Genomic DNA, 24,007 nt, shown 5'->3' with positions numbered 1-24,007 from the left:
CCGGCTCAGACGCGCCGGTCGTAGCCGACGGGCAGCCGGTTGACCCCGCGCGCCAGGACGGCGGGGATCCAGGCGAGGGAGTCCAGGCCCTCACCGGCGGCCGCGGACGGGCGCAGCCCGGGCAGCCGGGTGAGCAGGGTGGCGATGGCGGTCTGGAGTTCGGCCCGGGCCAGGGCGGCGCCGGGGCAGTAGTGGATGCCGTGGCCGAAGGCGAGATGGGCGTTGGGCGTGCGGTCGAGGTCGAGGCGGTCCGCGTCCGGGAACCGCGTCTCGTCCCGGTTGGCGGCACACAGCGAGACGATCACCGAGTCGCCGGCCGGGACGGTGGTCCCGAACAGGTCTCCGTCCTCGGCGAGGAAACGCCAGGTGGTGAGCTCGAACGCGGCGTCGTGGCGCAGCAGTTCCTCCACCGCGCGGGCCAGCAGGCCGGGGTCGTGGGCGGGCCCCTCGGAGAGGGAGCCGCGCAGCCGGGCGAGCTGGTCGGGGTGGCGCAGCAGGGTGATCAGCATGGTGGTGATCTGGTTGGTGACCGGCTCCTGGCCCGCGACCAGCAGCTGGAACACCATGGAGTCGAGTTCCTCGCGGCTCAACTCGCCCGCGTCGTGGGCGGCGACGAGGCGGCCCAACAGGTCGGCGCCGGCCGTGGCCGGGCCGTGCCGGTCGTGATCATCGGCGGGGTTCCCGGCGCGCTTGTGGGCGACGACGTCGGCGATGTACGTCTGGAGGCCGCGCAGCCGCGCCTCGTACGCCGGGCGGCCCGGGTCGTGCGGGCCGACGGGCTGCACGACCTTGCCCCAGTCGCGGTCGAATCGCCTCGCCAACTCGGATGGCAGGCCGATCACTTCGGCGAGCACCCGGAACGGGAAGTGTGCCGCGAAGCCGGCCACCAGGTCGGCGCCGCCGGCCTCGGGCAGTTCGTCGACCAGTGCGTCGGCCAGCTCCTGGAAGCGCGGGCGCAACGACTCCACCCGGCGCGGCGCGAAGGCGTCCAGGACGAGCCTGCGCATTGTGGTGTGCTTGGGCGGGTCCTGGTGCAGCAGGTGGACCTGCAACTGGGAGTGCTGCGGCTCCGGCATGATCGACGCCAGCTTGCGCCAGTCCTCGTTGCCCAGCGCGTGGTTCTTGCCGAACCGGGGGTCGTTGAGGGCCTCGTGGGCGGCTTGGTAGCCGGTCACCAGCCAGGCGTGGATGCCGCTCGGGAACTCCACCCGGTGTACCGGCCCGGCCTCGCGCATCCGCCGGTAGAGCGGGTACGGGTCGCTCTTGTACGCGGGGCCGTACAGCGGTACGGGGTCCGGGAGCTGGTCGTACCCGTACGGGCAGCGCGGCTCGTCCGCCGGGTGGGCCGGCGCCGGGTCGTGGACGGTGTCGGTCATCTGCGGTGTTCCTCCGGTCGTGCGGGCATGACGGGGTGCGGGCTCTGGGGGCACGGGCCCCGGGGTGCGGGCGAGGGGAGTCGGGGAGACGCGGTCCGGCGGTCTCAGGTCCGTGGACGGCGGTGCAGGGCGAGCAGGACCACGGCCGTCGCCGCGACCAGGGCGGCCATGGCGATACCCGCCCGGGTGCCGGTGGTGGCGCGGTCGCCGGCCAGCGCGGCGGCGCCGGCCAGGGCCGGGCCGAGGGCGAAGCCCAGGCTGCGGGCCAGTTGGACGGCGGAGCCCGCGGTGGCGAGCTTCCCGGGGGGCGAGGCGGTCATCACCAGGGCCTGGGTGGGGCCGCCGTTGAGGCCCATCCCGACACCGGCCAGGGCGAGCCGCCAGGCGACGTCGGCGGCGGACCAGCCGGTGTCCAGCGGGACGAGCAGCGCCAGGCCGAGGGTGGTGACGGCGGCGCCGGCGAGCGCGGTCGGGCGGGCGCCCCAGCGGTCGGCCAGCCGCCCGCCGACCCGGCCGGCCAGCACCATGCCGAGCGGGAAGGCCAGCATGGTGAGCGCGGTGGCGGTGGCGCTCTCGCCACCCGGGCCGCGCAGGTGCTGGGCGAGCAGGTAGTGGCAGGCCGCGAAGCCGGCGGCGAGGGCCAGCACCGACGCGTTGACCCCGACGGTTCCGGCGGCCCGCAGTACCTCGGCGACCGGCCTGCCCCCGGGGCGGCGCAGCCAGACCAGCACCAGAGGGGCGGCGGGCAGCGCCAGCAGCAGCCACAGCGGCGCCTCCGGGGCCAGGGTCAGCGCGAGCAGCACGGCGGCGACGGCCGCGCCTATCAGGGCGGCGTCGCCGAGTGATGCCCGGTCGGGCGGGCGCAGGCGGCCCCGCCGCGGGGCGTACCGGCGCACGATCAGCACGGCGGCCAGACAGACCGGCAGCTTGATCAGGAAGACCGCCCGCCAGCCGAAGTGGTCCAGCAGCAGGCCGCCGATGACCGGCCCGGTGACGGCGCCGAGCGGGCCGAGCGTCGCCGGGACGCTCATCGCCCGTCCGCGGGACTCGGGGCGGACGGAGGTGGCGGCCAGCACAGGCATCAGGACGAACAGCACCGCGCCGAAGGCGCCCTGGAGCAGCCGGGCGGCGATCAGCCAGCCCGCCCAGGGGGCGAGGGAGGCCAGCACGCTGCACGCGGCGAAGCAGCTGACGGCGAGCAGCAGCGCCGAGCGGGTGCCCACCTGGTCCAGCCAGCGCCCGGCGGGCAGGAGGAGCGCCACCAGAGGGAGTTGGTAGCCGAGGGTGGCCCACTGGGCGACCCCGGCGGACACGTGCAGGCTGGCCGAGATATCGGTGAGGGCCAGGTTGACCACGTTCATGTCGAGCATCGCGACGAACGAGAGCAGCCCGGCGGCCACGACCAGGATCCACCGGTCCGCTGCATCGGATTGACGGTTCGTCAGCGTGGCGGCGGCCAGTGGCTGTTGCGCTGCCATGGAGTCCCTCCGTTGCCCGACTGCTGTCCCGGACACCGCCTCGGCGGCGGGGTCCGGTACAGCAGTCGGAGGCGCGGGGGCTCCAGTTCCGAACATGTGGGGGAATTTTCGGATGGGCCGACGGATGGGCGGGTGGGGGTGGCAGGTGGCGGGCGGCGGACAGATGGCAACCGACAACTAACAGATAACAGATGACAGATTTCGAAATCTGTTATCTGTTAGTTGTCATCTGTTACCGCCACCTGCCGTCCGTCCGCTCAGCAGGCCGCTGCGAGTTCCCCGCCCTCGGCCGCGCGGAGCCGGGCTATCAGCTCCTCCCGGGCGCGGGCGACTCGGGAGCGTACGGTGCCGATCGGGCAGCCGGCGACCTCGGCCGCCTCGGCGTAGCTCAGGCCGACCACCTGGGTGAGCACGAAGGCCTCCCGCCGCTGGGCGGGCACCCGGTCGAGCAGGTCCCCGAGCGCGACGCCGTCCTCGAACCCGGCCGCCGGTTCGGCCCCCTGCCGCTCCGCCGCCTCCTGCCAGTCCGGCAGCGCCGCGCAGCGAGGTCGGGCGGCAGCCGTCCGGTACCGGTCGATCACCGTGCGCCGGGCGATCGACAGCAGCCAGGTGCGGGCCGAGGAGCGGCCGGCGAACGCGGGCAGGCCGCGCAGCGCGCGCAGGAAGGTCTCCTGTGCGAGGTCGTCGGCGGACTGGACGTCGGTGAGGTGGGCGACGAACCGCCAGACGTCCCGCTGGGTGGCACGGACGAAGGCCTCGACGTCCGGGGCCCGGCCCGCGCGGGCGGTCAGCGCGAGCGCGGTGAGCTGCTCGTCATCCACGGCGGCCTCCCACCCGGCCGGTCCCACCGCGAGGGCAGTGCGGGACGATGGTCGTATGAGATGCGCGCAGTTCCGTACCGCCCTGTCGGCCCGGCTCGACGGCGAACCGACCGGACTGCCGGTTGGCCGGCTGGACGGGCACGTCGCGCGCTGCGCCGGCTGCCGAGCGTGGCTGGAGCGGGCCGAGCAACTGCGCGGCCGCGTCCGGGTGAGCGCTGCTGCCGGCCCGTCGGAGGAGTGGTCGGCCCGCTTGCTGGACGGGCTCGGCGTGAGGGGGCTCGGGGGCGGTCAGGCTCCGGACGGGCCGGAGGCCGTGGAGCGGTAGGACGGTGGCGCTGGCCCAAGCCGGTGCGCCGTCGTAGTCAGGCATGCGAAGGTCCTGAGGGGAGGGCTGGGAGCGGCGCCACCCGAGGCGGCGCCGCCGGCGGTCCATGGGACTTCCGCGCGGCCCACGGCGCCTCCACGGAGGAGACGGCGGGCGGGCGGGCGCGGGCCCGGGCCCTGGCGGCACGGCGGCGAAGGCGCGGCCGAGCGGCAGGGCGACCTGCCCGCCGAGCGAACCCCGTGGGCCCTGCGGTCCCCGGCGGCGGTGGGCTGCCGGGGCGGTGGGCGGAGGAGTGGGGGCGGCGGGCGCGTCAGCAGGCGAGGGCGAGCGCCGGCGGGCCGCGCCGGACCACGGCATGGGTGAGCAGCACCGACCGGGATGGCCGGGTCCGGCCGCCGGTGGGCCGGGGCGCAGTCGGCGGGCGGTAGCCGAAGGGGCGCGCGAACAGCGCCAGCAGCGGGAGCACCAGCACTCCCGCGACCACGGTGCCGAGCGCGCCGAGCAGGTCGAAGAGCCGGACCAGCGCGGCGTCACCGCGCCACAGCAGCAGCGCGCAGGCCAGCGCGGCGAGCGCGTGGGCGGCGATCATCCCGAGGGGCATCCCGTGCGCCATCCCGTGGGCCATGCCGTGTGTCGTCCCGGAGGGCATCCCCGCCATCCCGGCCACGTCCAGCGCCGTCCCATCGGCCGAAGCCGAAGCCGAAGCCGAAGCCGAAGCGGACGCGGAGACCGACATGGAGACCGACGCGGACGTGGATACCGATACCGGGGCGGAAACCACACCCGCCGCCGTCCCGTGGTGCATGCCCGCCATGGCGTGCAGGCCGTTGGCGGCGGGCGGGACGTCCGGGTCGAGGCCCGCCATCCGGGCCAGCTCGACGGGGGAGAGCCCGCCGGGGATCCGCTCGGGGTTGCAGAGCAGCAGCGAGGCCCAGTCCGTGGTGGCGAGCCGGCCGAGCCCGCCGCCTCCCCGGCCGAGCGCCGCGGCCTGTTCGAACAGCAGGTGCAGCGCGCTCTGCGCCGCGACCATCCAGGCGCTGATCGCGCCGAGCCCGCGCCGCCTGCCGGCGAGCAGCCAGGTCAGACCGAGGACGGCCCCGAACGCGCCGGCCAGCACCGGCGGTGAGACCCCGGCTCCGGCCATGGCGACGTGCGCCGCGGCGGCCAGCGCCACGCACAGCGCGGCGAAGACCACGGCGCGCAGCAGGCGGATCCGGTCGGTCATCACGATGGCACTCATCGTCGCACCCGTCCCGCCCGGCCCGGACCGCACCCTCCGGTATTGGCCGGTTCCACCCCGTGAGACCATGCCCGGCCCCGTGCCGCCGCGCGTCGAGACACCCGGTCCGGCCGCCGCACCAACCCGTTCGTACGACCATCGACGCGGTTTGACATCGCCCTCCGCTTGCTCACTAAATGTGCACACCCCGGCACCGATGGTGGCCGCCGGGCGAACCCCGAACGCGAAGCAGGAGGCCCGGCCATGGAGACCTCGACCGGCTTGGCGGCCCCCGCCGCCGACCTCGCCGACCCCCGCTTCTGGCAGCTGCCCGCCCCCGCCCGCGCGGTCGCCTTCGCCGAACTGCGCCGACTCCCCGCGCCGGTGTTCTTCGGAGATCCCGCCACCGGTCGGGGCTTCCACGCGCTGGTCCGCCACGCCGACGTGGTCGAGGCCAGCCGCACCCCCGCGGTGTTCCTCAGCGGCCCCGGCGTCACCACCCCGGAACCGCCCCGCTGGGTCCGGCTGGTGTTCGGCGACTCGATGGTCAACCTCGACGACCCCCGGCACGCCCAGCTGCGCAGGATCGTCTCGCGAGCCTTCACCCCCCGGCTGCTCGGCCAGGTAGAGGAGGACATCCGCCGCGTCGCCACCCGTCTGGTCGACGACGTCGAGCGGCGGCGGCCGGAGGACTTCGTCACCTCCGTGGCCGCCGAGCTCCCCTTCCAGGTGATCTGCACCATGATGGGGATCCCGGAACACCCGCGCCGAATGATCCTGGACCAGGTCAACCACGCTTCCGAGAACATCGGCGTGGCCCGCCCGCTGCGCCGCCGGATCCGGATGCCCGGGCGCGGGCTGCTGGCACTGGCCCGCATGCAGGGCATGGTCGCCTCGATCGGCCGTGAGCGCCGCCGCAGGCCCACCGAGGACCTGATCTCCGCCCTGGTCACCGCCGACGTGGACGGCCGTCGGCTCACCGGACGCGAACTCGGCGCGTTCTTCTCCCTGCTGCTGGTGGCCGGCGTGGAGACCACCCGCAACGCGCTCGCCCACGGCCTGCACCTGCTGACCGCGCACCCGGAGCAGCGCGCCCTGCTGCTCGCGGACCTCGACGGGGGGCTCGGCGGTGCGGTCGACGAGATCATCCGCCACGCCACGCCGATCATCCACTTCCGCCGGACCCTCGCCGTCGACCACGAGCTCGGCGGCCCCGGGGGCCCGCTGCTGCGCGCGGGAGAGAAGGTCGCACTGTTCTTCGGCTCGGCCAACCGGGACGAGACGGTCTTCCCCGACCCGGACGCGTTCGACATCACCCGCACGCCCAACCCCCACCTCGGCTTCGGCGGCGGAGGGCCGCACTACTGCATCGGGGCGCACCTGGCCCGGCAGGAGATGAAGGTGCTGTTCCGCGAGCTGTTCGCCCGGCTGCCCGAGGTGCGGTCGGTCGGCGAGCCGGACATCGTTCCGTCCAACTTCGACCACCGGGTCCGGTCGCTGCGCTTCACGTTCTGAACCGTCCGAGCCCTCCGAGCCCTCCGAGCCCTCCGAACCCTCCAGCCCTCCGAGCCCCCGTTCGCGCCCTACCCGCCGATCGGCAGCCCCCGGTCGGCCTTCACCTGCTTCATCGTCAGATGGGAGTTGACCTGCGCGATCCCCGGCAGGCCGGAGAGCACGTCGGTGATGAAGCGCTCGTACGCGGCGATGTCGGCCACCGCGATGCGCAGCAGGTAGTCGGGTTCCCCGAAGAGGCGGTGCGCCTCCACCACTTCCGGCAGCTCCGCCACCCGGCGTTCGAACTCGGCGACCGTCACCTGATCCTCGTGACGCATGGTGATCGTGACGAAGGGTTGGAAGCCGCGTCCGACCGCCGTGCCGTCCAGGAGCGCGCGGTAGCCGCGAATCACGCCGTCCTGCTCCAGTTGTCGGACCCGGCGCAGGCAGGGGGAGGGGGTGAGGTCCACCCGGGCGGCCAGGTCGGCGTTGGTCAGGCGGCCGTCCTGCTGGAGCTCGCGGAGGATTCTGCGGTCGATTCGGTCCATGGCGCAATATTCTGCCAAAACGCGGGCCGGGCGAGCAGGAAGTGGCCATCGTGTGCCAGGGCTATCCGGCTACCTTCAGTGACCGAACGCACCGGACAGGTGCCGCGAGGATCACCGGACCAACGGCCGGGACCCGCCCGAACGAGCACGACAGGTCACCGCCACCCATGGACACCCACGCCCTCCTCCTCTTCCTCGGAGTCGACCTGCTGCTGGTCTGCACACCGGGGCCCGACTGGCTCTACATCGCCGCCCGGGGCCTCGGCCAGGGCCGGCGCGCCGCCTTCACCGCGGTCGGCGGCGTCTGCGCCGGCTACGCCGTCCACACCCTGCTCTCCAGCGCCGGCCTGGCCGCCGCGCTGCGTGCCGTCCCCGCCGCCCTGCCCGTCCTGCGCCTCACCGGCGCCGCGTACCTGCTGGTGCTGGCCGTCACCATGCTGCTCGCGCTGCGCAAGGGCGGGGGCGCCACGGCCCTCACCGAGCCCAAGCCGCAGCCCACCGCGACCGTGCTGCGCCAGAGCATGCTGACCGCCCTGCTCAACCCCAAGGGGCTGCTGCTCTACCTCTCCCTGGTGCCGCAGTTCGTCGAGCCGGGCGCCGCGCTGCCGGTCGGCGGGCAGGTGCTCGCCCTCGGCTCGCTCAACGTGCTGGCCTGCGCCGTCGTGTACGGGCTGGTCGCGCACGCCAGCGGACGCCTGGGCGGACGGCTCGGCGGCACCCCGCGCGCGGCGCGCCGGATGACCCTCGTCTCGGCGGTGCTGCTGATGCTGGTGGCGGGCGTCACGGCGAGCGCCTGAGAACGGGAGCACAATGCCGGGCATGACAGAGCGTCCGACCTTCCCCGGCACCCGGCCCGCCGATCAGCCCGCCTCCACCGATCAGGCCGTGCCCGCCGATCAGCCCGCCTCCACCGATCAGGCCGTGCCCACCGAACAGCCCGCCCCCGGCGGGGAACCCACGGACCGGCCCACCGCCGAACTCTGGACCGCCCTCGGCGGATCGGCCGACCTGCTGGGGCGGGTCTCCTTCCACGGCCCCGGCGACGTCCTGCCCTCCGGCCTGCCGGTGCGCCGGCTCGCCCGGGCCACCGTGGCCGCCTGCTCGCTGGCCGCCGCCGAACTCGCCGCCCACCGCGCCGGCGGCCCGGTCCCCGCTGTCCGGGTGGACCAGGGCGCCGTCGCCACCGCCTTCGTCAGCGAACGCCACCTGACCGTCGACGGTCGCACGCCCGTCAGCTTCGCCCCGCACTCCGGCTTCTGGCGCACCGCCGACGGCTGGGTCCGCACCCACGCCAACTACCCGCACCACCGCACCCGACTGCTCGCCGCCCTCGACCTGCCCGCCGACGCCGGGCCCGAACAACTCGCCGAGCTGCTGGGCGGACTGCCGGCGGGGCAGGTCCAGGAGCGGGCGTTCGAAGCGGGGGCGCTCGCCGTCGCCGTCGCGCCGGCGAGTGCCACCATGCACCCCCTGGTGGAGAGCCGGGTGACCGGCACCGCGCCCGTCCGCCCGCTCGGCGACGCCGGCCCGGAGCGGCCCGCCGCCGGGATCCGCGTCCTCGACCTCACCCGGGTCATCGCCGGACCGGTCGCCACCCGCACCCTCGCCCTGCTGGGCGCCGACGTCCTGCGCGTCGACCCGCCCCAGCTCCCCGAGGCCGACGACGCCCACGCCGACACCGGCTTCGGCAAGCGCTCCACCCGCCTCGACCTCGCCGATCCCGCCGACCGAGCCGTCTTCGACGGCCTGCTCGCCACCGCCGACGTCCTCGTCACCGGCTACCGCCCCGGCGCCCTCGACGAGCACGGCCTCGCCCCCGACGCACTGTCGGCCCGCCACCCCGGCCTGATCGTCGCGCAGCTCTGCGCCTGGGGCTGGACCGGCCCCTGGGCCGGCCGGCGCGGCTTCGACAGCCTCGTCCAGGCCGGCGTCGGCATCGCCGCCCACGAGGCCGGCCCCGACGGCCGCCCCGGCGTACTGCCCGCCCAGGCCCTCGACCACGGCACCGGCTACCTCGTCGCCGCCGCCGTCCTGCGCGCCCTCACCGAGCAGCGCACCGGTCGGCCCGGCGGCCGCCACCTGCGGTTCTCCCTCGCCGGTACGGCCTCGTGGCTGCTGCACGGCATCCCGCCCGAGGCGCCCGCCCCTGCTACCCCGGCGGACGGCGCTCCGGACACCGGGGCGTACGACCCGGCCCGGTGGCTCGCCGAGACCGACTCCGCCTACGGACGGCTGCGCCACGCCCTGCCGCCCATCGCCTACACCGGCGCGCCCACCGACTGGTCCCGCCCGCCGGGGCGCTGGGGGACGGACGCGCCGGTCTGGCTCTGAGGACGCCGCGCAACCGCCGCCCCGGCCGGCGGTGTCACAGGCAGCTGGCAGCATCGGCGCATGACTGCACACGCCACCGACTACACCTGGTTCGAGCAGCGCTACCCCATCCCCGGGGCGGCCCACTGCCTGACGCTGGTCGAGGGGATCACCGCCGACGAACTGCTGCGCCGCTTCGGCGCCCTGCCCGGTCGGGAGGTCACCGGCCTGGACGCCGTGGTCGCCGCCTGGGAGACCTTCGACGACGGGGAGGACGAGGAGGCGGAGGCCCGGATCGAGCCGGAGGATGACCGGCTGCTCGTCGCCGTCACCGAACTCGACGGGTGGGCCGTCGTCGTCGAGGTCTTCGGCTACCTCGGCAGCCTGCCCGACGTCATCCGCCGCCTCGCCGACGGCACCCGGCTGGTCTCGCACTTCCGGAACGCCGTCGCGGTGGACCACTTCAACTGGTGGGAGCAGGGCAGCTGCCGGCTCCAGTTCGAGCCGCTGTTCCCCACCCAGCGGCACGGTTCGGACGCCGACGCCCCCGGTGTCCCCGCGCTGCTGACGGCCTGCGGCTTCCAGCTCGACGGGGAGGGTCATGACCTGCACACCGAGGCCGCGTTCGCGCTGGCCGAGCGGCTGACGGACGTCCGGCTCACGCCGGAACGGCTGGAGGCCGCCACGTTCCGGATCGGCTACGCGCCGATGCGCTAGCTGCGGAGTGAGGCCCGTGAAGTCAGGCCCGTGAAGTCAGGCCCGTGAAGTCAGGCCCGTGAAGTCAGGTCGTGAAGTCAGACCCCCGCCGGGATCTGCTTGGCCCGGCCTCGCATCTGGAGGGCCGTCACGATCTCGATCAGCCCGAGGATCAGTAGCCAGCAGCCGGCCAGGACGGTCAACGCGGCGATCGAACCGACCGGCCAGACCAGCAGCAGCACACCGGCCACCGTGTTGGCCGCTCCTGCGAAGGCCTGCCAGCCACGGGCCGGCATCTCCGGGTCGGAGACCGCGGCGGCGAGCTGGGTGATGCCCCGGAACAGCCAGCCGATGCCGATCCAGATCGCCAGCAGGACCAGCGACTGCGCCGCGCTGCGGAAGCAGAGCAGCCCCAGCAGGACGCAGATCGCCCCGCTGATGAAGGCCAGCACCCGCAGTGCGGTGGACGCGTGGGTGCCGAACGCGGCGACCAACTGCACGATGCCGATGACCAGCAGGTAGAGGCCGAACAGCACGCCCACCACCAGCAGGGTCTCCCTCGGCCAGACGAAGACGACGATTCCGAGGGCCAGCGAGACGATTCCGGCGAGCAGCAGGACCTGCCAGGCGGCCTTGGCGAGCTGGCCGAGCGGACCCTGGACCGGGGAACCGTCGGGGGTGATGATCGGGGAAACCACGGTGGTGTACTCCTCGGGGCCGGGGACGGGCAGGGGTCGAACCCCAGACTGGCCGGGCCACCGCCGACCGGCGCGTCGGGTGCGGCCGTTCGGGGGACGGAGACAGGAGAGACAGGAGAGGGAAGAGAGGAGGCGGAGGGGGATGGAAGGGGGACGGGAGGGGAAGCACGGAGGAGACGAATGTTCGATGGAGCGGCTCCGGTGGCCTTCCGGTCGCCGGAACGACACCGTCCGGCCGCCTGCCGTCGATATCATCCGGCGGTATGACTTCTGAAGGGTGGGGGACCCGTTCGGTCGAGCCGGTCAGTCAGCACTACATCGTCTGCGGGGGCAACGCACTCGCCCACCGGCTGGTCCTGGAACTCGTCGAGCACTACGAGGTCCCGGTCGTCGTCCTGGTCGCCGATCGCACCCGCGACCACGCGCCGCAGATCGAGCAACTCCCCGGCGTCGCCGCCGTCGTCGAGTCCGCCAGCATCACCGACGAGGCGCTGCGCGAGGTGTCGATCGACACCGCCCGCGGCCTCGCCCTCGTCGAGGGCAGCGACCAGGACAACATCCACGCCGCGCTCAGCGCCCAAGGCCACAACCCGGACATCCGGATCGTGCTCCGGATGTTCAACCAGCGCCTCGGCGAGAACATCGAACGGCTGCTCAGGAACGGCGCCGCGCTCTCCGGTTCCGCCACCGCCGCACCCGCCTTCGCCACGGCGGCGCTCGGGCGGCCCAACTCGGTCGAGATCGGCGGACGCTTCCTGCACATCGCCTTCGACGACGCCATCACCTCCGACCGGATCTGCGTGGTCGCCGACCACATCGACCGCCAGGACCTCAGCAGGATCCGCCTGCTGCCCGAACAGCGCGGCGACTCGGCCGACTTCGTCCGGCTCGCCAGCGAGTTCGGCGACGACGGGCCGGTGCGCCCCGGTGGCGTCCGCCGCGACGCGGAACCGGAGCCGGTGCCCGAGGAGGAGCCGGTGCCCGAGGAGGAGCCGGGCGGCGTGGCCGCCCTCCAAGCGCTGCGCATCGAACCCAGGGAACCGATCAGCTGGGCGCGGCGGGCGCGCTGGCGGCTGCTCGACATGATGCGCTTCTTCACCAGCGCCCGGATGCGGCTGGTGCTGCTCACCGCCCTCGCCGCAGTGCTGATGGCCTTCGGCGTGCTCTGGTACCTGAACCGGAACTTCGGCTGGACCCTCTACATCTCGCTGCTCGACCTCGCGGGCGCCGCCCAGCCCGACCAACTCGCCGACATCGCCGCCGGGACCGGGACGGGCGGGCTGTGGCAGCGGGTGGCACAGGTGGTGATCACCATCTGCGGGATCACCTTCGCCCCGGTCGCCACCGCCATCGCGGTCGAGGTGCTCGGCTCCGGGCGGCGCGGGCAGCCCCGCAACCCCGGGGCCGGCACCCGGGACCACGTGATCGTCGTCGGCCTCGGCAACGTCGGCACCCGGGTCGCGGCCCAGCTGCACGAACTGGGTGTGCCGGTGGTCTGCATGGAGCGCGACCCGCAGGCCCGGGGCATCGCCGCCGCCCGGGCGCTCGGCATCCCGGTGGTCCTGGGCGACGGCCCGTTCGAGGAGCAGTTGCGCCGCGCCCGGTTGAAGCACAGTCGGGCGCTGGTCGCGGTCAGCGGCGACGACGCCACCAACCTGGAGGCGGCCCTGGAGGCGCGCCACGGGAATCCCGAAGTCCGCGTGGTGGTGCGGCTGTTCGATGACAACTTCGCCGGGCACTTCTACGCGACGCTGGACAACGCGGCCTCGCGCTCGGTCTCGTACCTGGCCGCACCCGCCTTCGCCGCCGCCCTGATGGGGCGCGAGGTGCGCGGGATGCTGTCGGTGTTCCGGCACGTGCTGCTGATCGCCGAGTTGACGGTCGAGGACGGCAGCGGGCTGATCGGGATGAACCGGCACGACCTGGAGGACCCGGGCGGCGTCCGGGTGATCGCCGTCCGGTTCGCCCGCAGCGCGCAGTTGCAGTGGAACTTCCCCGACCGCACCCGGCGCCTCACCCCCGGCGACCAGATCGTGGTCGCCGCCACCCGTAGCGGGCTCGCCCGGCTCAACACCGCGCTGGTGGACGAGGTGTGATGGCGGCTGACGGGTAACAGCCGACAGATAACAGCTAACAGATAACAGCTGACAGATTTCAGATGACGAAATCTGTCAGCTGTTATCTGTTGCTTGTCGGCTGTTACCCGTCAGCTGTCAGTCGTGAGCGGCCAGGTCACCGGTTGGTGAAGGACGGCGGGCGCTTCTCGGCGAACGCCGCCATGCCCTCCTTCTGGTCCGCCGTGGCGAACGCCGCGTGGAACAGCCGGCGCTCGAAACGGACGCCCTCGGCGAGGGTCGTCTCGAAGGCGCGGTTGACGCTTTCCTTCAGCATGACCGCCGCCGGGGTGGACATCGCCGCGACGGTCTCGGCCACCGTCAGGGCCTCGGCCAGCAGCTGGTCCGCCGGGACGATCCGGGAGACCAGGCCGGCCCGCTCGGCCTCCTCGGCGCCCATCATCCGGCCGGTCAGGCACAGTTCCATCGCCTTCGCCTTGCCGACCGCCCGGGTCAGCCGCTGCGAGCCGCCGATGCCGGGGATCACGCCGAGCTTGATCTCCGGCTGCCCGAACTTCGCGGTGTCCGCCGCCAGCAGGATGTCGCACAGCATCGCCAGCTCGCAGCCGCCGCCCAGCGCGAACCCGGCCACCGCCGCCACCACCGGCTTGCGCAGCGCGCCGAGCCGGTCCCAGGGGCCCAGCCAGTCGTCCAGGTAGACGTCCGGGAACCGGTTGCCCTGCATCTCCTTGATGTCGGCGCCGGCCGCGAACGCCTTCTCCGAGCCGGTGATCACCAGACAGCCGATCTCCGGGTCCCGGTCGAAGGCGGTGGCGGCCGCGACCACCTCGTTCATCAGCTGGGTGTTCAGAGCGTTGAGCGCCTTCGGTCGGTTGAGCGTGATCAGCCCCACCCGGCCCTTGCGCTCGACCAGGATCGTCTCGTAGGTCTCGGTCTCGGTCATCGCCGTTGACTCCCATTCCGCTGCTCGGCGCCGCGCGGGCGCGCCCTGACCATCCAACGATCTACGACGCGCCCCGCCTCGCGCCAGTCTTGGTATGCGAGACGGTCGTCACGGGCCCGGCTCTCCGCTGCGGAGCCGGGGCCCAGGGCTCCGGACACGGGCCGCCAGGGGTCAGAAGCGGACCCCGTAGCGCTCGGCCGCCTGCCGGACGGTCTCCGCCTTGACCTCACCCCGGCGCGCCAGCGCGGCCAGCGCCGCCACCGCGACCGACTGGGCGTCCACGCCGAAGTGCCGGCGCGCCGCGTCCCGGCTGTCGGAGAGGCCGAAGCCGTCCGTGCCCAGCGACGTCCAGTCCTGCTCCACCCACGGGCGGATCTGGTCCGGCACCGCGCGCATCCAGTCGCTGACCGCCAGCACCGGCCCGGGCGCCCCTGCCAGTGCCCGCGTCACGTAGGGGACGCACGCCGCCGCGCCTGTACCGGCCGCAGCCTGTGTCAGGTTGGCCGCGTCGCAGTCCAGTGCCTCCCGGCGCAGCTCCGTCCAGGAGGGTGCCGACCAGACGTCCGCCGCCACGCCCCAGTCCTCGCCGAGCAGTTGCTGGGCGGCGAGTGCCCAGCGAACGGCGGTGCCCGAGGCGAGCAGTTGGAGTCGCGGCGCGTCGCCGTCCGGGGAGGGCTCCGCCGGGCGGTAGCGGTACAGCCCGCGCAGGATGCCGTCGGTGATGTCAGTGACATCGGTGACGTCGGTGACATCCGCGCCGGTCGGCAGCGGCGGCTGTGGCAGCGGCTCGTTGTAGACGGTCAGGTAGTAGAACACGTCCTCGCCGTACGGGTGTCGGGGGCTGCTGCCGTACATCCGGCGCAGGCCCTCGCGGACGATCACCGCGACCTCGTACCCGAAGGCGGGGTCGTAGGACAGTGCCGCCGGGTTGGTGGAGGCGATCAACTGCGAGTGACCGTCGGCATGTTGAAGGCCCTCGCCGGTCATCGTGGTGCGTCCGGCGGTGGCGCCGATCAGGAAGCCCCGGCCCAACTGGTCGGCCAGGGCCCACATCTGGTCGGCAGTGCGCTGCCAGCCGAACATCGAGTAGAAGATGTAGAACGGGATCACCGGCTCGCCGTGGGTGGCGTAAGCGGTCGCGGCGGCGGTCAGCGAGGCCATCGAACCGGCCTCCGTGATGCCCTCGTTGAGGATCTGGCCGGTCGCCGACTCCTTGTAGTGGAGCAGTTGGTCGCGGTCGACCGGGTCGTAGGTCTGCCCCAGCGGCGAGTAGATGCCGGCGCTCGGGAAGAGCGACTCCATGCCGAAGGTGCGTGCCTCGTCCGGGACGATCGGCACCCAGCGGTGGCCGGTGGCCTTGTCCCGCATCAGGTCCTTGACCAGTCGGACGAACGCCATGGTGGTCGCGATCTCCTGCGTGCCGGAGCCCTTGAGCAGCGTCTCGAAGGGCTTCGCGGGCAGCTCGGGCAGCGGGGTGAAGCGCACCCGGCGGGCGGGCGCGGGGCCGCCCAGCGCGGCGCGCCGCTCCCGGAGGTAGCGGGCCTCCGGGGAGTCCGGGCCCGGGTGCGCGTACGGGACCAGCTCGCCGGTCAAGGCGCTGTCCGGAATGGGGAGTTCGAGCAGGTCGCGCATCGCCCGGAACTCGGCCCCGGAGAGCTTCTTCATCTGGTGGTTGGCGTTGCGGGCCTCGAAGCCGGGGCCGAGCGTCCAGCCCTTGACCGTCTGCACCAGTACCACCGTGGGGGCGCCCCGGTGCTCCAGCGCCGCCCGGTAGGCGGCGTACACCTTGCGCGGTTCGTGCCCGGCCCGGGAGGTCGCGACGATCTCCAACAGCCGCTGGTCGTCCACGGTTTCGGCGATCGCCCGGAGCTCGGGCGCGGCCTGGAACAGGTGCTCGCGGACGTAGCGGGCGTCCGAGGCGGCGTAGGTCTGGAACTGTCCGTCCGGCACCGCGCCGAGCCGGCGCACCAGCGCGCCCGTGGTGTCGTGGGCCAGGAGGTCGTCCCAGGCCTCGCCCCACAGTGACTTGACGACGTTCCAGCCGGCGGCGCGGAACTGGCGCTCCAGCTCCTGGACGATCTTTCCGTTTCCGCGTACCGGTCCGTCCAGGCGCTGGAGGTTGCAGTTGACCACGAAGGTGAGGTTGTCCAGCCCCTCGCGGGCGGCCAGGGCGAGCGCGGCGGTCGACTCCGGCTCGTCCATCTCCCCGTCGCCGAGGAATGCCCAGACGTGCGAGCCGGAGGTGTCCTTGATGCCGCGCGCGGTCAGGTACCGGTTGAACCGGGCCTGGTGGATGGCCGAGAGCGGTCCGAGGCCCATGGAAACGGTCGGGAACTCCCAGAACCACGGCAGCCGGCGCGGGTGCGGGTACGAGGGCAGGCCGTCGCCGCCGGCCTCCTGCCGGAAGCGGTCCAACTGGGCCTCGCCGATGCGCCCTTCGAGGAAGGCGCGGGCGTAGACGCCGGGCGCGGCGTGGCCCTGGACGTACAGCTGGTCGCCGGAGCCGTCGGCCTCCTTGCCGCGGAAGAAGTGCTGGAAGCCGACCTCGTACAGCCAGGCGGCGGACGCGTACGTGGCCATGTGCCCGCCGAGGCCGCCGCGGTGGTTGCCCCTGGTCACCATGGCGGCGGCGTTCCAGCGGTTCCAGGCGGTGATCCGGCGCTCCATCGCCTCGTCGCCGGGGAACTCGGGCTCGGCGCCGGTCGGGATGGTGTTGACGTACGGGGTGTCCAGGAGCGGCGGGACGTCGAGCCGGCGCAGTTCGGCGTGTTCGACGAGGCGGCGCAGCAGGTGGGCGGCGCGGTGCGCTCCGCCGAAGTCGCGGGCGGCGTCCAGGGAGGCGCGCCACTCCGCCACCTCTTCGGGGTCGTGGTCGGGAAGCTGGTCGAGCTGGGACACGGATGGTTCCCCTTTGCCGGTGCTTCAGAGTGCCGATTCCGGGATGCGGAATGACATTTCTCTCCATGGAAGGTCTCTATGGACGGTAGGGAGTGATCCGGCGGCGCGTCAACCGCTACTGGAGGGTAATGTGAGCGATGATCGATCATCTTTATGCGAACTATGATCCCGGGCCAGGACCCCGTCCGGATCCGCTCAGGCGGAGCGGTCGGCGTACTCCAGAACGTGTTCCGCCAGCAGCCGCCCGACTTCCGGATCCCGCCGCCGGAAGGCCTCGATCAGCGGAGCGTGGTCGGCCGCGTTCTCGTGCAGCTCCGGGCGGACCCGGTGCAGCGACAGCACCGTCCACACCTCCACGCCCAGCCCCTCCCAGGTCCGCAGCAGTGCCCCGTTGCCGGCGGCGGCCACGATCTCGCGGTGGAAGGCCACGCCGTGCCGGGCCTGCCCGAGCGCGTCACCCGCCCCGGCCGCCGCCGCCATCCGTTCCGCGTGCTGCTCCAGGGCGGCGGTGTCCCCGGCCAGGCGGATGACCGCCGACTCGGCGGCCAGCCGCTCCAGTGCGGCCCGCACCTGGTAGACCTCGCGCAGTTCGGCCGGGCTGATCTCGCGCACCCGCACGCCCCGGTTGGGCTCGGCGTCGAGCAGCCCGAGCGACTGCAGCGAGCGCAGCGCCTCGCGCACCGGCGCCTGGCTGACGTTCAACTCGGCGGCCAGGCGCCGTTCCACGATCCGGTCGCCGGGCTGCCAGCGCCCGTTCAGCAGGCCCTCCAGCAGTAGTCCGCGCACCTGCTCGCCGAGCGGCACCCGGGACAGCGGGTCGGCGTCCCCGGTAGGCGGCGGAGGGCTCGGGCGGGTCATGCGGGCTCCTTGATCGTGGTTCATGACGCGTGGTTCATGACGCGTGGCGGTGCGGGGCCGGCGCCGCCGCCCGGTCAGGCCAGGCCCAACTCGTCGCCCACGCGAGGGGCGAGGAAGCGGGCGACGTCCGCCTCCCCGACCTCGGCGAGCGTCGCCGGGGACCAGCGCGGGGTGCGGTCCTTGTCGATCACCTGGGCGCGGATGCCCTCGACCAGGTCATGCCCGCCCAGCGCGGCGCAGGAGACGCGGTACTCCTGGTCGAGCACGGCCTCCAAGGAGGGGAGCGTGCGGGCCCGGCGCAGCGCGGCGAGGGTCACCGTGACGGCCGTGGGGGAGTTGCCGAGGACCAGCTCCGCGGCCTCCTTCGCCTCCGCCACACCGGAGTTCAGCAGTCGTTCGACGATCTCCGCGACGCTGTCGGCCGCGTAACAGGCGTCGATCCAGCCGCGCTGCTCCGCGAGCGGGGCCCGCGGCGCGGGCTCGGCGTGCGCGGCGACGACGGCGGCCGGGTCGGGGCTCTCGGCCAGGGCGTCGAGCAGCGCCGCGATCCGCGCCGAGGGGACGAAGTGGTCCGCGAACCCGCACAGCAGCGCGTCACCGGGGCCCATCGAGGCCGAGGTGAGGCCGAGGTGGGTGCCCAACTCGCCCGGGGCGAGCGCGAGCAGCCGGCTGCCGCCGACGTCCGGGACCAGCCCGATCCGGGTCTCGGGCATGGCGACGGTGGAACGTTCGGTGACGATCCGGACCGCGCCGTGGGCGGACAGGCCGATGCCGCCGCCCATGGTGATGCCGTCCATCACCGCGACGTACGGCTTCGGGTAGTGGGCGATCAGCGCGTTCAGCCGGTACTCGTCGCGGAAGAAGGCCCGGGTGCCGGCCCCGCCGGCCTTGACGTCGTCGTGCAGTGCGCGGAGGTCGGCCCCGGCGCAGAGGCCGCGCTCGCCGGCGCCGGTCAGGACGACGGTGCGCACCCGGTCGTCCGCGGCCCACTCGGCCAGCGTCGCGTGGACGGTGGTGATCATGCCGTGGGTCAGCGAGTTGAGCGCCCGCGGTCGGTTCAGCACGATCCGTCCGGCCCCGCCGTCCAGGGAGACCTGGACCTCCGCCACCTCTGCGCTCATCGGGTCCGTTCCCGTCGTTCGGTCGTTCCTCGGTCTTGACGACTCCTGTCGCCCACCGTACCGGGGCGGCGCGGAGCCGTGATCACCCGGCGGGCGGCGGGCCGTCCTCGCGGCCCGCCGGCAGGCCGCCCGGGCCCGGTTCGGGGCCCTACGGCCAGGCGCGCAGGGCGAGTTCGGCGGTCCGGGCCAGGTCGGCGGCGGTGGCGCCGTCCCGGGCCTGCTGCGACATGCCCTGGATGACCGTGCCGAAGTAGCCGGCCAGCGCGTGCGGGTCGGCGTCGGGCGGGAGTTCGCCGTCCGCCTGGGCCGTGCGCAGCCTGGTCTCGAAGGCGTGGAGGTTGCGGTTGCGCAGGTCGCGCAGGTGGGCCTGGACCTCGGCGTCCTGCGGGGAGACGTTGGTGGCGGCGCTGATCACCAGGCAGCCGGCCGGGTGGGAGGGGTCGGGGTAGATGGCCGCCGCCTCGCGCAGGATCCGGGCGAAGGCCGCGTACGCGGTGGTCTCCTCCTGTAGGGCGGCCTCCGCGAACGCGCCGACGGGGGAGTGGCCGTAGTGGCGGACGACCTCCTCGAAGAGCGAGCGTTTGTCGCCGAACGCGGCGTAGAGGCTGCCGGGCCGGATGCCCATGGCGGTGGTCAGGTCGGTGACGGAGGTGGCCTCGTAGCCGCGCTCCCAGAACAGCCGGGTCGCCGCCGTCAGCGCCTCGCCCCGGTCGAAGGTCGGCGGTCGTCCGCGCCGGGGCCGCGTCGGGTTCTCGGTCATGCCGGAATTTTAGAACACCCGCTCAACAAGTGTGTTAGCTTCTTTCTTGAGCGACCACTCAACAAATAGGGTGGGCGAAGCGGGAAGGGGATCAGTCATGGGCAGGCAGGCACTCAAGGGCAAGACCGCGCTGGTCACCGGGGGCAGCAGGGGGATCGGCCGGGCGATCGCCCGCAGGCTCGGCCGCGACGGCGCCACCGTCGCCGTCGGCTACGCCCGCGATCAGGAGGCGGCGGGTGAGGTCGTCGCGGGCATCCGCGCCGACGGCGGCCGAGCCTTCGCGCTGCACGCCGAACTCGGCCGGCACGGGGACGCGGCCGCGCTGTGGGAGGCGTTCGACGCCGGGATCGGCGCGCACGCGCCCGACGGCGGCGTCGACATCATCGTGAACAACGCCGGGATCGGGCGCAGTGCCGACCTCGCCGCGCTCACCGAGGAGGGCTTCGACGAGGTCTTCGCCGTCAACGTCCGTGCGCCGTTCTTCGTCGTCCAGCACGGACTGCACCGGCTGCGCGACGGCGGCCGGATCATCAACGTCTCCAGCGGCGCGGCCCGCCTCGCCATGCCGGAGATCATCGCTTACGGGGCGACCAAGGGGGCGCTCGACACCTTCACCCTCAACCTCGCCAAGCAGCTCGGCCCGCGCGGGATCACCGCCAACTCGGTCGCGCCGGGTGTCGTCGACACCGACGTCAACGCCGGCTGGCTGCGCGGCAACGCGGAGGCGGAGGCCCATGCGGCCTCGCTCGCGGCCCTCGGCCGGGTCGGGCAACCGGAGGACGTCGCGGACATCGTCGCCTTCCTCGCCTCCGATGACGCCCGCTGGGTCACCGGCCGGGTCATCGACGCCACCGGTGGGGCGGGCCTGTAGGCGCGGTGGGTCCGGTGCGCGGGGGGAGTTCGAGGAGGGGGCGGGGGTAACAGATAACAGCTGACAGATGATGAAATCTGTCAGCTGTTATCTGTCATCTGTTCGCCGTCAATTGTGGGCCAGCGGCTGTGGACCGGCTACGGCTGGACCCGCCCCGTCACCTCGCCGAACCCGATGACGGCGCCGTCCGCCCCCGGCGCGGTGGCCGTGATGGTGACCTCGTCGCCGTCCTCCAGGAACGTCCGGGTGGTGCCGTCCGGGAGCTTCAGCGGCTCCTCGCCGTTCCACGTCAGCTCGATCAGCGCGCCGCGGGTCTCCGGCTCCGGCCCGCTGACGGTGCCCGAGGCGAACAGGTCGCCGGTGCGCAGCGAGGCGCCGTTGACCGTCATGTGGGTGAGCTGCTGCTGTGCCGTCCAGTACATCGAGGCGAACGGCGGCCGGGACACCAGGTGCCCGTTCAGCCGGACTTCCAGCGCCAGGTCCAGTCCCCACGGTTCGCCGCCGCGGTCGTCCAGGTACGCCAGCGGCTCGACGTCGCGCTCGGGCGGCGCGACCCGGGCGTGCTGCAGGGCGTCCAGCGGGACGATCCACGGGGAGACGGAGGTGGTGAAGGACTTGCCGAGGAACGGGCCGAGCGGCACGTACTCCCAGGCCTGGATGTCGCGCGCGGACCAGTCGTTGACCAGGCAGACGCCGAACACGTGCTCGCGGAAGTCGTCCAGGACGACCGGTCGGCCCAGCTCGGACGGGGTGCCGACGACGAAGCCGACCTCCGCCTCGATGTCCAGCCGCCGGGTCGGCCCGAACGACGGCGCCGGGTCGGCGGGCGCCTTGCGCTGCCCGTGGGGCCGCACCACCGGGGTGCCGGAGACGACCACCGTGCCGGCCCGCCCGTGGTAACCGATGGGCAGGTGCTTCCAGTTGGGGGTGAGCGGCTCCGAGCCCGGGCGGAAGATCCGGCCCAGGTTGGTGGCGTGGTGCTCGGAGGCGTAGAAGTCGACGTAGTCGGCGACCTCGAACGGCAGGTGCAGCTGGACCTCGCCCGCCGGCAGCAGCGCAGGCGACAGCGCCTCGCGGTAGGACTCGTCCGTCAGCCACCGCGTGAGGTCGGCCCGGACCTGCGTCCAGGTCGAACGCCCCGCCGCCAGAAGCGGGTTGAGCGAGTCCGCGGCCAGCAGCACGGACGGCGCCCCGGCCGCCCGGGCGGCCGCCGCGGCGTCCAGCACGAAGTCCCCGACGCGCACGCCGATCCGGCGCCGGCCGGGCTGGTCGGCGGCGGTGAACACGCCGTACGGCAGGTTGTGCACGCCGAACGGCGAGTCCTGGGCGCTGGCGAGCCAGCTGCGGGGGGTGGTGCTCAACGGTCCTCCTGGGGCTGTGACGTGGACGACAGCAGGCCGAGCGCGGCCAGGTCGTCCAGGGGCTCGGCGATGCTGCACGTGCCGAACGCGGTGAACGAGTTCCGGATCACCGTGACCTGACGATCGGTCAGCGCTTGGGCGGCCTTGGCCAGCACCGCGCCGTCGCGTTCCGCCAGCACCGCCGCTGCTGCGGCCCGGTCGGTCTCCTGCGCGGCCAGCAGCACGTTGAGGAAGCCGTGGTGCTCGAAGCCGGTGGTCGGGTCGGTGTGCCGGACGGCGTTGTGCAGTCCGGCGGTGCACTTGTACGGCAGTCCGCGCAGCGCGCAGCCGGTGAGGAAGGCGGCCAGCTCCTCCTCGTCCGGGAACGCCTCGGCCACCACCCCGCCGGTGCGGAACTTCGCCCGGTAGGGGCTGTCGACGAGCACGTCCAGCACTTCGCCCAGGCCGTCGCCGCGCAGGAGTTCGCGCGGCAGCTCGATGGCGGCCGGGACGTCCGGCGGCAGCAGCCGGTCCAGGGCGGCGACCGCCTCGGCGGCGTCCCGGACGGCGAGTTCGACGCCGGCCACCTCGAAGGGCGCGGCGGCGAGCGCCGGGCCGAGTTCGGCACTGCCCCCCGGCAGTACGAGCCCGACCCCGAGCGGCGCACCGCCCGCCACCGCCGCGGCCAACTCGCCCAGCCGGCCGGCCCCGCACAGGAGCGGGCCGACCGCCTCGGCGTACCAGGCCGCGCGGTGCCCGCGGTGCGCGGGCACCGCCTCGGCGACCGGCAGGTTCCCCGGGGGGAACACCGCGGCGTCGTCGAAGAGCCCGTGGAACAGCTCGGGGATCGCCCCGGTGGCCGGTGAGTCGGGCGCGGCGGACGAGGCGGCGCTCATCGCCCGGGCCCCCGCCCGGCCCAGGTCCAGGCGTAGTTGCCGTCCTCGCCGGCCCGGCCGCCCTCGCCGAGCTCCAGCGGGCGGAACGTGTCCACCATGACGGCGAGTTCGTCGAAGAACTCCACGCCGATGCTGCGCTCGTACGCGCCGGGCTGCGGCCCGTGGGTGTGCCCGCCGGGGTGCAGCGAGATCGAGCCCTGGCCGATGCCCGAGCCCTTGCGGGCCGCGTAGTCGCCGCCGCAGTAGAACATGACCTCGTCGCTGTCCACGTTGGCGTGGTAGTACGGCACCGGGATCGACAGTGGGTGGTAATCCACCTTGCGGGGAACGAAGTTGCAGATCACGAAGCCGTTGCCCTCGAACACCTGGTGGGCCGGCGGCGGCTGGTGGACCCGGCCGGTGATCGGTTCGAAGTCCCGGATGTTGAAGGCGTACGGGTACAGGCAGCCGTCCCAGCCGACCACGTCGAAGGGGTGGTGCGGCACGGTGTAGCGGGTGCCCGAGACGCCGTTCGGGCCGCGGTGCTTGACCAGCACGTCGACGTCTCCGGCGGCGTCCCCGGTGGCGTCGACGACCAGCGGGCCGACCGGGCCGCGGAAGTCCCGCTCGCAGTACGGCGCGTGCTCCAGCAGCTGCCCGTACTTGGAGAGGTAGCGCTTGACCGGGGTGATGTGGCTGTTCGCCTCGATGCAGTACGCGCGCAGCGGTTCGTCCCCGGTCGGCACCCAGCGGTGGGTGGTGGCGCGCGGGATGATCACGTAGTCGCCCTGGCCGACCTCGATCGAGCCGAAGACCGTCTCGACCGTGCCGGAGCCGGACTCCACGTACACGCACTCGTCACCGAGTCCGTTGCGGTACAGCTCGCTCGGGGCCCCGGCGGCGACGTACGAGATCCGCACGTCGCCGTTGCCGAGGACCAGTCGGCGGCTGCCGACGACGTCCGCGGACTTCCACTCCTGGTCCGCGAACAGCTCGTGCAGCTTGAGGTGGCGGGGGAGCAGGGGGTGGTTGGGCACCGTGGACTGGTCCGGCAGCTCCCACGGCACCGCGTTCACCACGGCCGAGGGGATGCCCCGGTGGTAGAGCAGCGAGGAGTCCGACGAGAACCCCTCCTCGCCCATCAACTCCTCGTAGTACAGCCCGCCTTCGGGTGTGCGGTGCTGGGTGTGCCGCTTGGGCGGGATGCTGCCCAGCTGCCGGTAGTACGCCATCTCCCTGCTCCTCCTCGACCGTGCTCAGCCGACCGTCCTCACGGTACGCCCGACCGTGCTCAGAGTTCC

At 73.6% G+C, this 24,007-nt stretch carries 21 protein-coding genes; 7 read left to right on the top strand and 14 right to left on the bottom strand.

Translation table 11 applies throughout. The features are described from left to right. Positions 1 to 5: 5 nt before the first annotated feature. The 3 genes from AB0O82_RS01320 to AB0O82_RS01310 form a co-directional block, all read right to left on the bottom strand. Positions 6 to 1,376: a cytochrome P450 gene (locus AB0O82_RS01320; RefSeq protein ID WP_363579540.1), complete on the bottom strand. Its 1,371-nt coding sequence runs from the start codon at positions 1,374 to 1,376 to the stop codon at positions 6 to 8. Between the two features lie 104 nt (positions 1,377 to 1,480). Continuing rightward, entirely contained in the window at positions 1,481 to 2,854 is a 1,374-nt protein-coding gene (locus AB0O82_RS01315) for an MFS transporter (protein WP_363579538.1), read from the bottom strand. Positions 2,855 to 3,111: 257 nt separating this feature from the next. Next, positions 3,112 to 3,675, bottom strand: a complete 564-nt coding sequence (locus tag AB0O82_RS01310; RefSeq protein WP_363579536.1) for a sigma-70 family RNA polymerase sigma factor — start codon at positions 3,673 to 3,675, stop codon at positions 3,112 to 3,114. A gap of 55 nt (positions 3,676 to 3,730) precedes the next feature. Here AB0O82_RS01310 and AB0O82_RS01305 point away from each other — a divergent pair, with 55 nt between their 5' ends. Next, on the top strand, positions 3,731 to 4,000 hold the full coding sequence (locus AB0O82_RS01305; RefSeq protein WP_363579534.1) for a zf-HC2 domain-containing protein: 270 nt from the start codon (positions 3,731 to 3,733) through the stop codon (positions 3,998 to 4,000). A 310-nt stretch (positions 4,001 to 4,310) separates the two neighbouring features. Here the strand turns inward: AB0O82_RS01305 and AB0O82_RS01300 are convergent, their stop codons facing one another. Next, complete coding sequence (locus AB0O82_RS01300; RefSeq protein ID WP_363579532.1) at positions 4,311 to 5,240, bottom strand: hypothetical protein; 930 nt, start codon at positions 5,238 to 5,240, stop codon at positions 4,311 to 4,313. Positions 5,241 to 5,483: 243 nt separating this feature from the next. Between AB0O82_RS01300 and AB0O82_RS01295 the strand changes: the two genes are divergently transcribed. After that, positions 5,484 to 6,734: a cytochrome P450 gene (locus tag AB0O82_RS01295; RefSeq protein ID WP_363579530.1), complete on the top strand. Its 1,251-nt coding sequence runs from the start codon at positions 5,484 to 5,486 to the stop codon at positions 6,732 to 6,734. Between the two features lie 68 nt (positions 6,735 to 6,802). On the opposite strand, the gene AB0O82_RS01290 is transcribed toward AB0O82_RS01295, so the two are convergent. Beyond that, positions 6,803 to 7,261 (bottom strand): Lrp/AsnC family transcriptional regulator, encoded by a 459-nt coding sequence (locus AB0O82_RS01290; RefSeq protein ID WP_063349872.1) that lies wholly within the window; start codon positions 7,259 to 7,261, stop codon positions 6,803 to 6,805. A 167-nt stretch (positions 7,262 to 7,428) separates the two neighbouring features. Between AB0O82_RS01290 and AB0O82_RS01285 the strand changes: the two genes are divergently transcribed. Genes AB0O82_RS01285 through AB0O82_RS01275 form a run of 3 tightly spaced genes read left to right on the top strand, consistent with a single transcriptional unit; the run spans position 7,429 to position 10,288 of the window. After that, on the top strand, positions 7,429 to 8,058 hold the full coding sequence (locus tag AB0O82_RS01285) for a LysE family translocator (protein ID WP_363579528.1): 630 nt from the start codon (positions 7,429 to 7,431) through the stop codon (positions 8,056 to 8,058). Positions 8,059 to 8,080: 22 nt separating this feature from the next. Beyond that, entirely contained in the window at positions 8,081 to 9,592 is a 1,512-nt protein-coding gene (locus AB0O82_RS01280; RefSeq protein ID WP_363579526.1) for a CoA transferase, read from the top strand. A 60-nt stretch (positions 9,593 to 9,652) separates the two neighbouring features. Continuing rightward, positions 9,653 to 10,288 carry a DUF6461 domain-containing protein gene (locus AB0O82_RS01275; RefSeq protein ID WP_363579524.1) on the top strand — a complete coding sequence of 212 codons (636 nt, stop codon included), beginning with the start codon at positions 9,653 to 9,655 and terminating at the stop codon, positions 10,286 to 10,288. 77 nt (positions 10,289 to 10,365) lie between these two features. On the opposite strand, the gene AB0O82_RS01270 is transcribed toward AB0O82_RS01275, so the two are convergent. After that, positions 10,366 to 10,965 (bottom strand): HdeD family acid-resistance protein, encoded by a 600-nt coding sequence (locus AB0O82_RS01270; RefSeq protein ID WP_363579522.1) that lies wholly within the window; start codon positions 10,963 to 10,965, stop codon positions 10,366 to 10,368. Positions 10,966 to 11,228: 263 nt separating this feature from the next. Here AB0O82_RS01270 and AB0O82_RS01265 point away from each other — a divergent pair, with 263 nt between their 5' ends. Continuing rightward, on the top strand, positions 11,229 to 13,061 hold the full coding sequence (locus tag AB0O82_RS01265) for an NAD-binding protein (protein ID WP_363579520.1): 1,833 nt from the start codon (positions 11,229 to 11,231) through the stop codon (positions 13,059 to 13,061). Positions 13,062 to 13,197: 136 nt separating this feature from the next. On the opposite strand, the gene AB0O82_RS01260 is transcribed toward AB0O82_RS01265, so the two are convergent. The 5 genes from AB0O82_RS01260 to AB0O82_RS01240 all read right to left on the bottom strand — a co-directional run bounded on the left by AB0O82_RS01260 (position 13,198) and on the right by AB0O82_RS01240 (position 19,620). Beyond that, positions 13,198 to 13,983, bottom strand: a complete 786-nt coding sequence (locus tag AB0O82_RS01260; RefSeq protein ID WP_063349877.1) for an enoyl-CoA hydratase — start codon at positions 13,981 to 13,983, stop codon at positions 13,198 to 13,200. Between the two features lie 171 nt (positions 13,984 to 14,154). Then, a complete protein-coding gene (gene aceE / locus AB0O82_RS01255; RefSeq protein WP_363579518.1) occupies positions 14,155 to 16,881 on the bottom strand; it encodes a pyruvate dehydrogenase (acetyl-transferring), homodimeric type in 2,727 nt (908 codons plus the stop codon). Positions 16,882 to 17,076: 195 nt separating this feature from the next. Further along, positions 17,077 to 17,739 carry a GntR family transcriptional regulator gene (locus AB0O82_RS01250; RefSeq protein WP_363579516.1) on the bottom strand — a complete coding sequence of 221 codons (663 nt, stop codon included), beginning with the start codon at positions 17,737 to 17,739 and terminating at the stop codon, positions 17,077 to 17,079. 74 nt (positions 17,740 to 17,813) lie between these two features. Continuing rightward, positions 17,814 to 18,860 carry an enoyl-CoA hydratase/isomerase family protein gene (locus tag AB0O82_RS01245; protein ID WP_363579514.1) on the bottom strand — a complete coding sequence of 349 codons (1,047 nt, stop codon included), beginning with the start codon at positions 18,858 to 18,860 and terminating at the stop codon, positions 17,814 to 17,816. A gap of 148 nt (positions 18,861 to 19,008) precedes the next feature. Next, positions 19,009 to 19,620, bottom strand: coding sequence for a TetR/AcrR family transcriptional regulator (locus AB0O82_RS01240; RefSeq protein WP_363579512.1), 612 nt, complete (start codon positions 19,618 to 19,620; stop codon positions 19,009 to 19,011). Between the two features lie 97 nt (positions 19,621 to 19,717). Between AB0O82_RS01240 and AB0O82_RS01235 the strand changes: the two genes are divergently transcribed. Next, positions 19,718 to 20,491: an SDR family oxidoreductase gene (locus AB0O82_RS01235; RefSeq protein ID WP_363579510.1), complete on the top strand. Its 774-nt coding sequence runs from the start codon at positions 19,718 to 19,720 to the stop codon at positions 20,489 to 20,491. Positions 20,492 to 20,628: 137 nt separating this feature from the next. Here AB0O82_RS01235 and fahA read toward each other — a convergent pair whose 3' ends face one another. The 3 genes from fahA to AB0O82_RS01220 are packed head-to-tail and all read right to left on the bottom strand — an operon-like array spanning position 20,629 to position 23,938. Then, positions 20,629 to 21,852, bottom strand: coding sequence for a fumarylacetoacetase (gene fahA / locus AB0O82_RS01230; protein ID WP_363579508.1), 1,224 nt, complete (start codon positions 21,850 to 21,852; stop codon positions 20,629 to 20,631). Then, positions 21,849 to 22,727, bottom strand: a complete 879-nt coding sequence (locus AB0O82_RS01225; protein WP_363579506.1) for a hypothetical protein — start codon at positions 22,725 to 22,727, stop codon at positions 21,849 to 21,851. The genes fahA and AB0O82_RS01225 overlap by 4 nt, the downstream gene beginning before the upstream one ends. Further along, the gene (locus tag AB0O82_RS01220) at positions 22,724 to 23,938 is read right to left on the bottom strand and encodes a cupin domain-containing protein (protein WP_363579504.1); all 1,215 of its coding nucleotides are present in this window, start codon (positions 23,936 to 23,938) and stop codon (positions 22,724 to 22,726) included. The genes AB0O82_RS01225 and AB0O82_RS01220 overlap by 4 nt, the downstream gene beginning before the upstream one ends. Positions 23,939 to 24,007 lie beyond the last annotated feature (69 nt).

Origin of the sequence: Kitasatospora sp. NPDC088264, from assembly GCF_040685715.1 — a bacterium.
GTDB lineage: Bacteria > Actinomycetota > Actinomycetes > Streptomycetales > Streptomycetaceae > Kitasatospora.
Note: the sequence above shows the minus strand (reverse complement) of the source record. Positions and strands in the feature narration are given on the sequence as shown.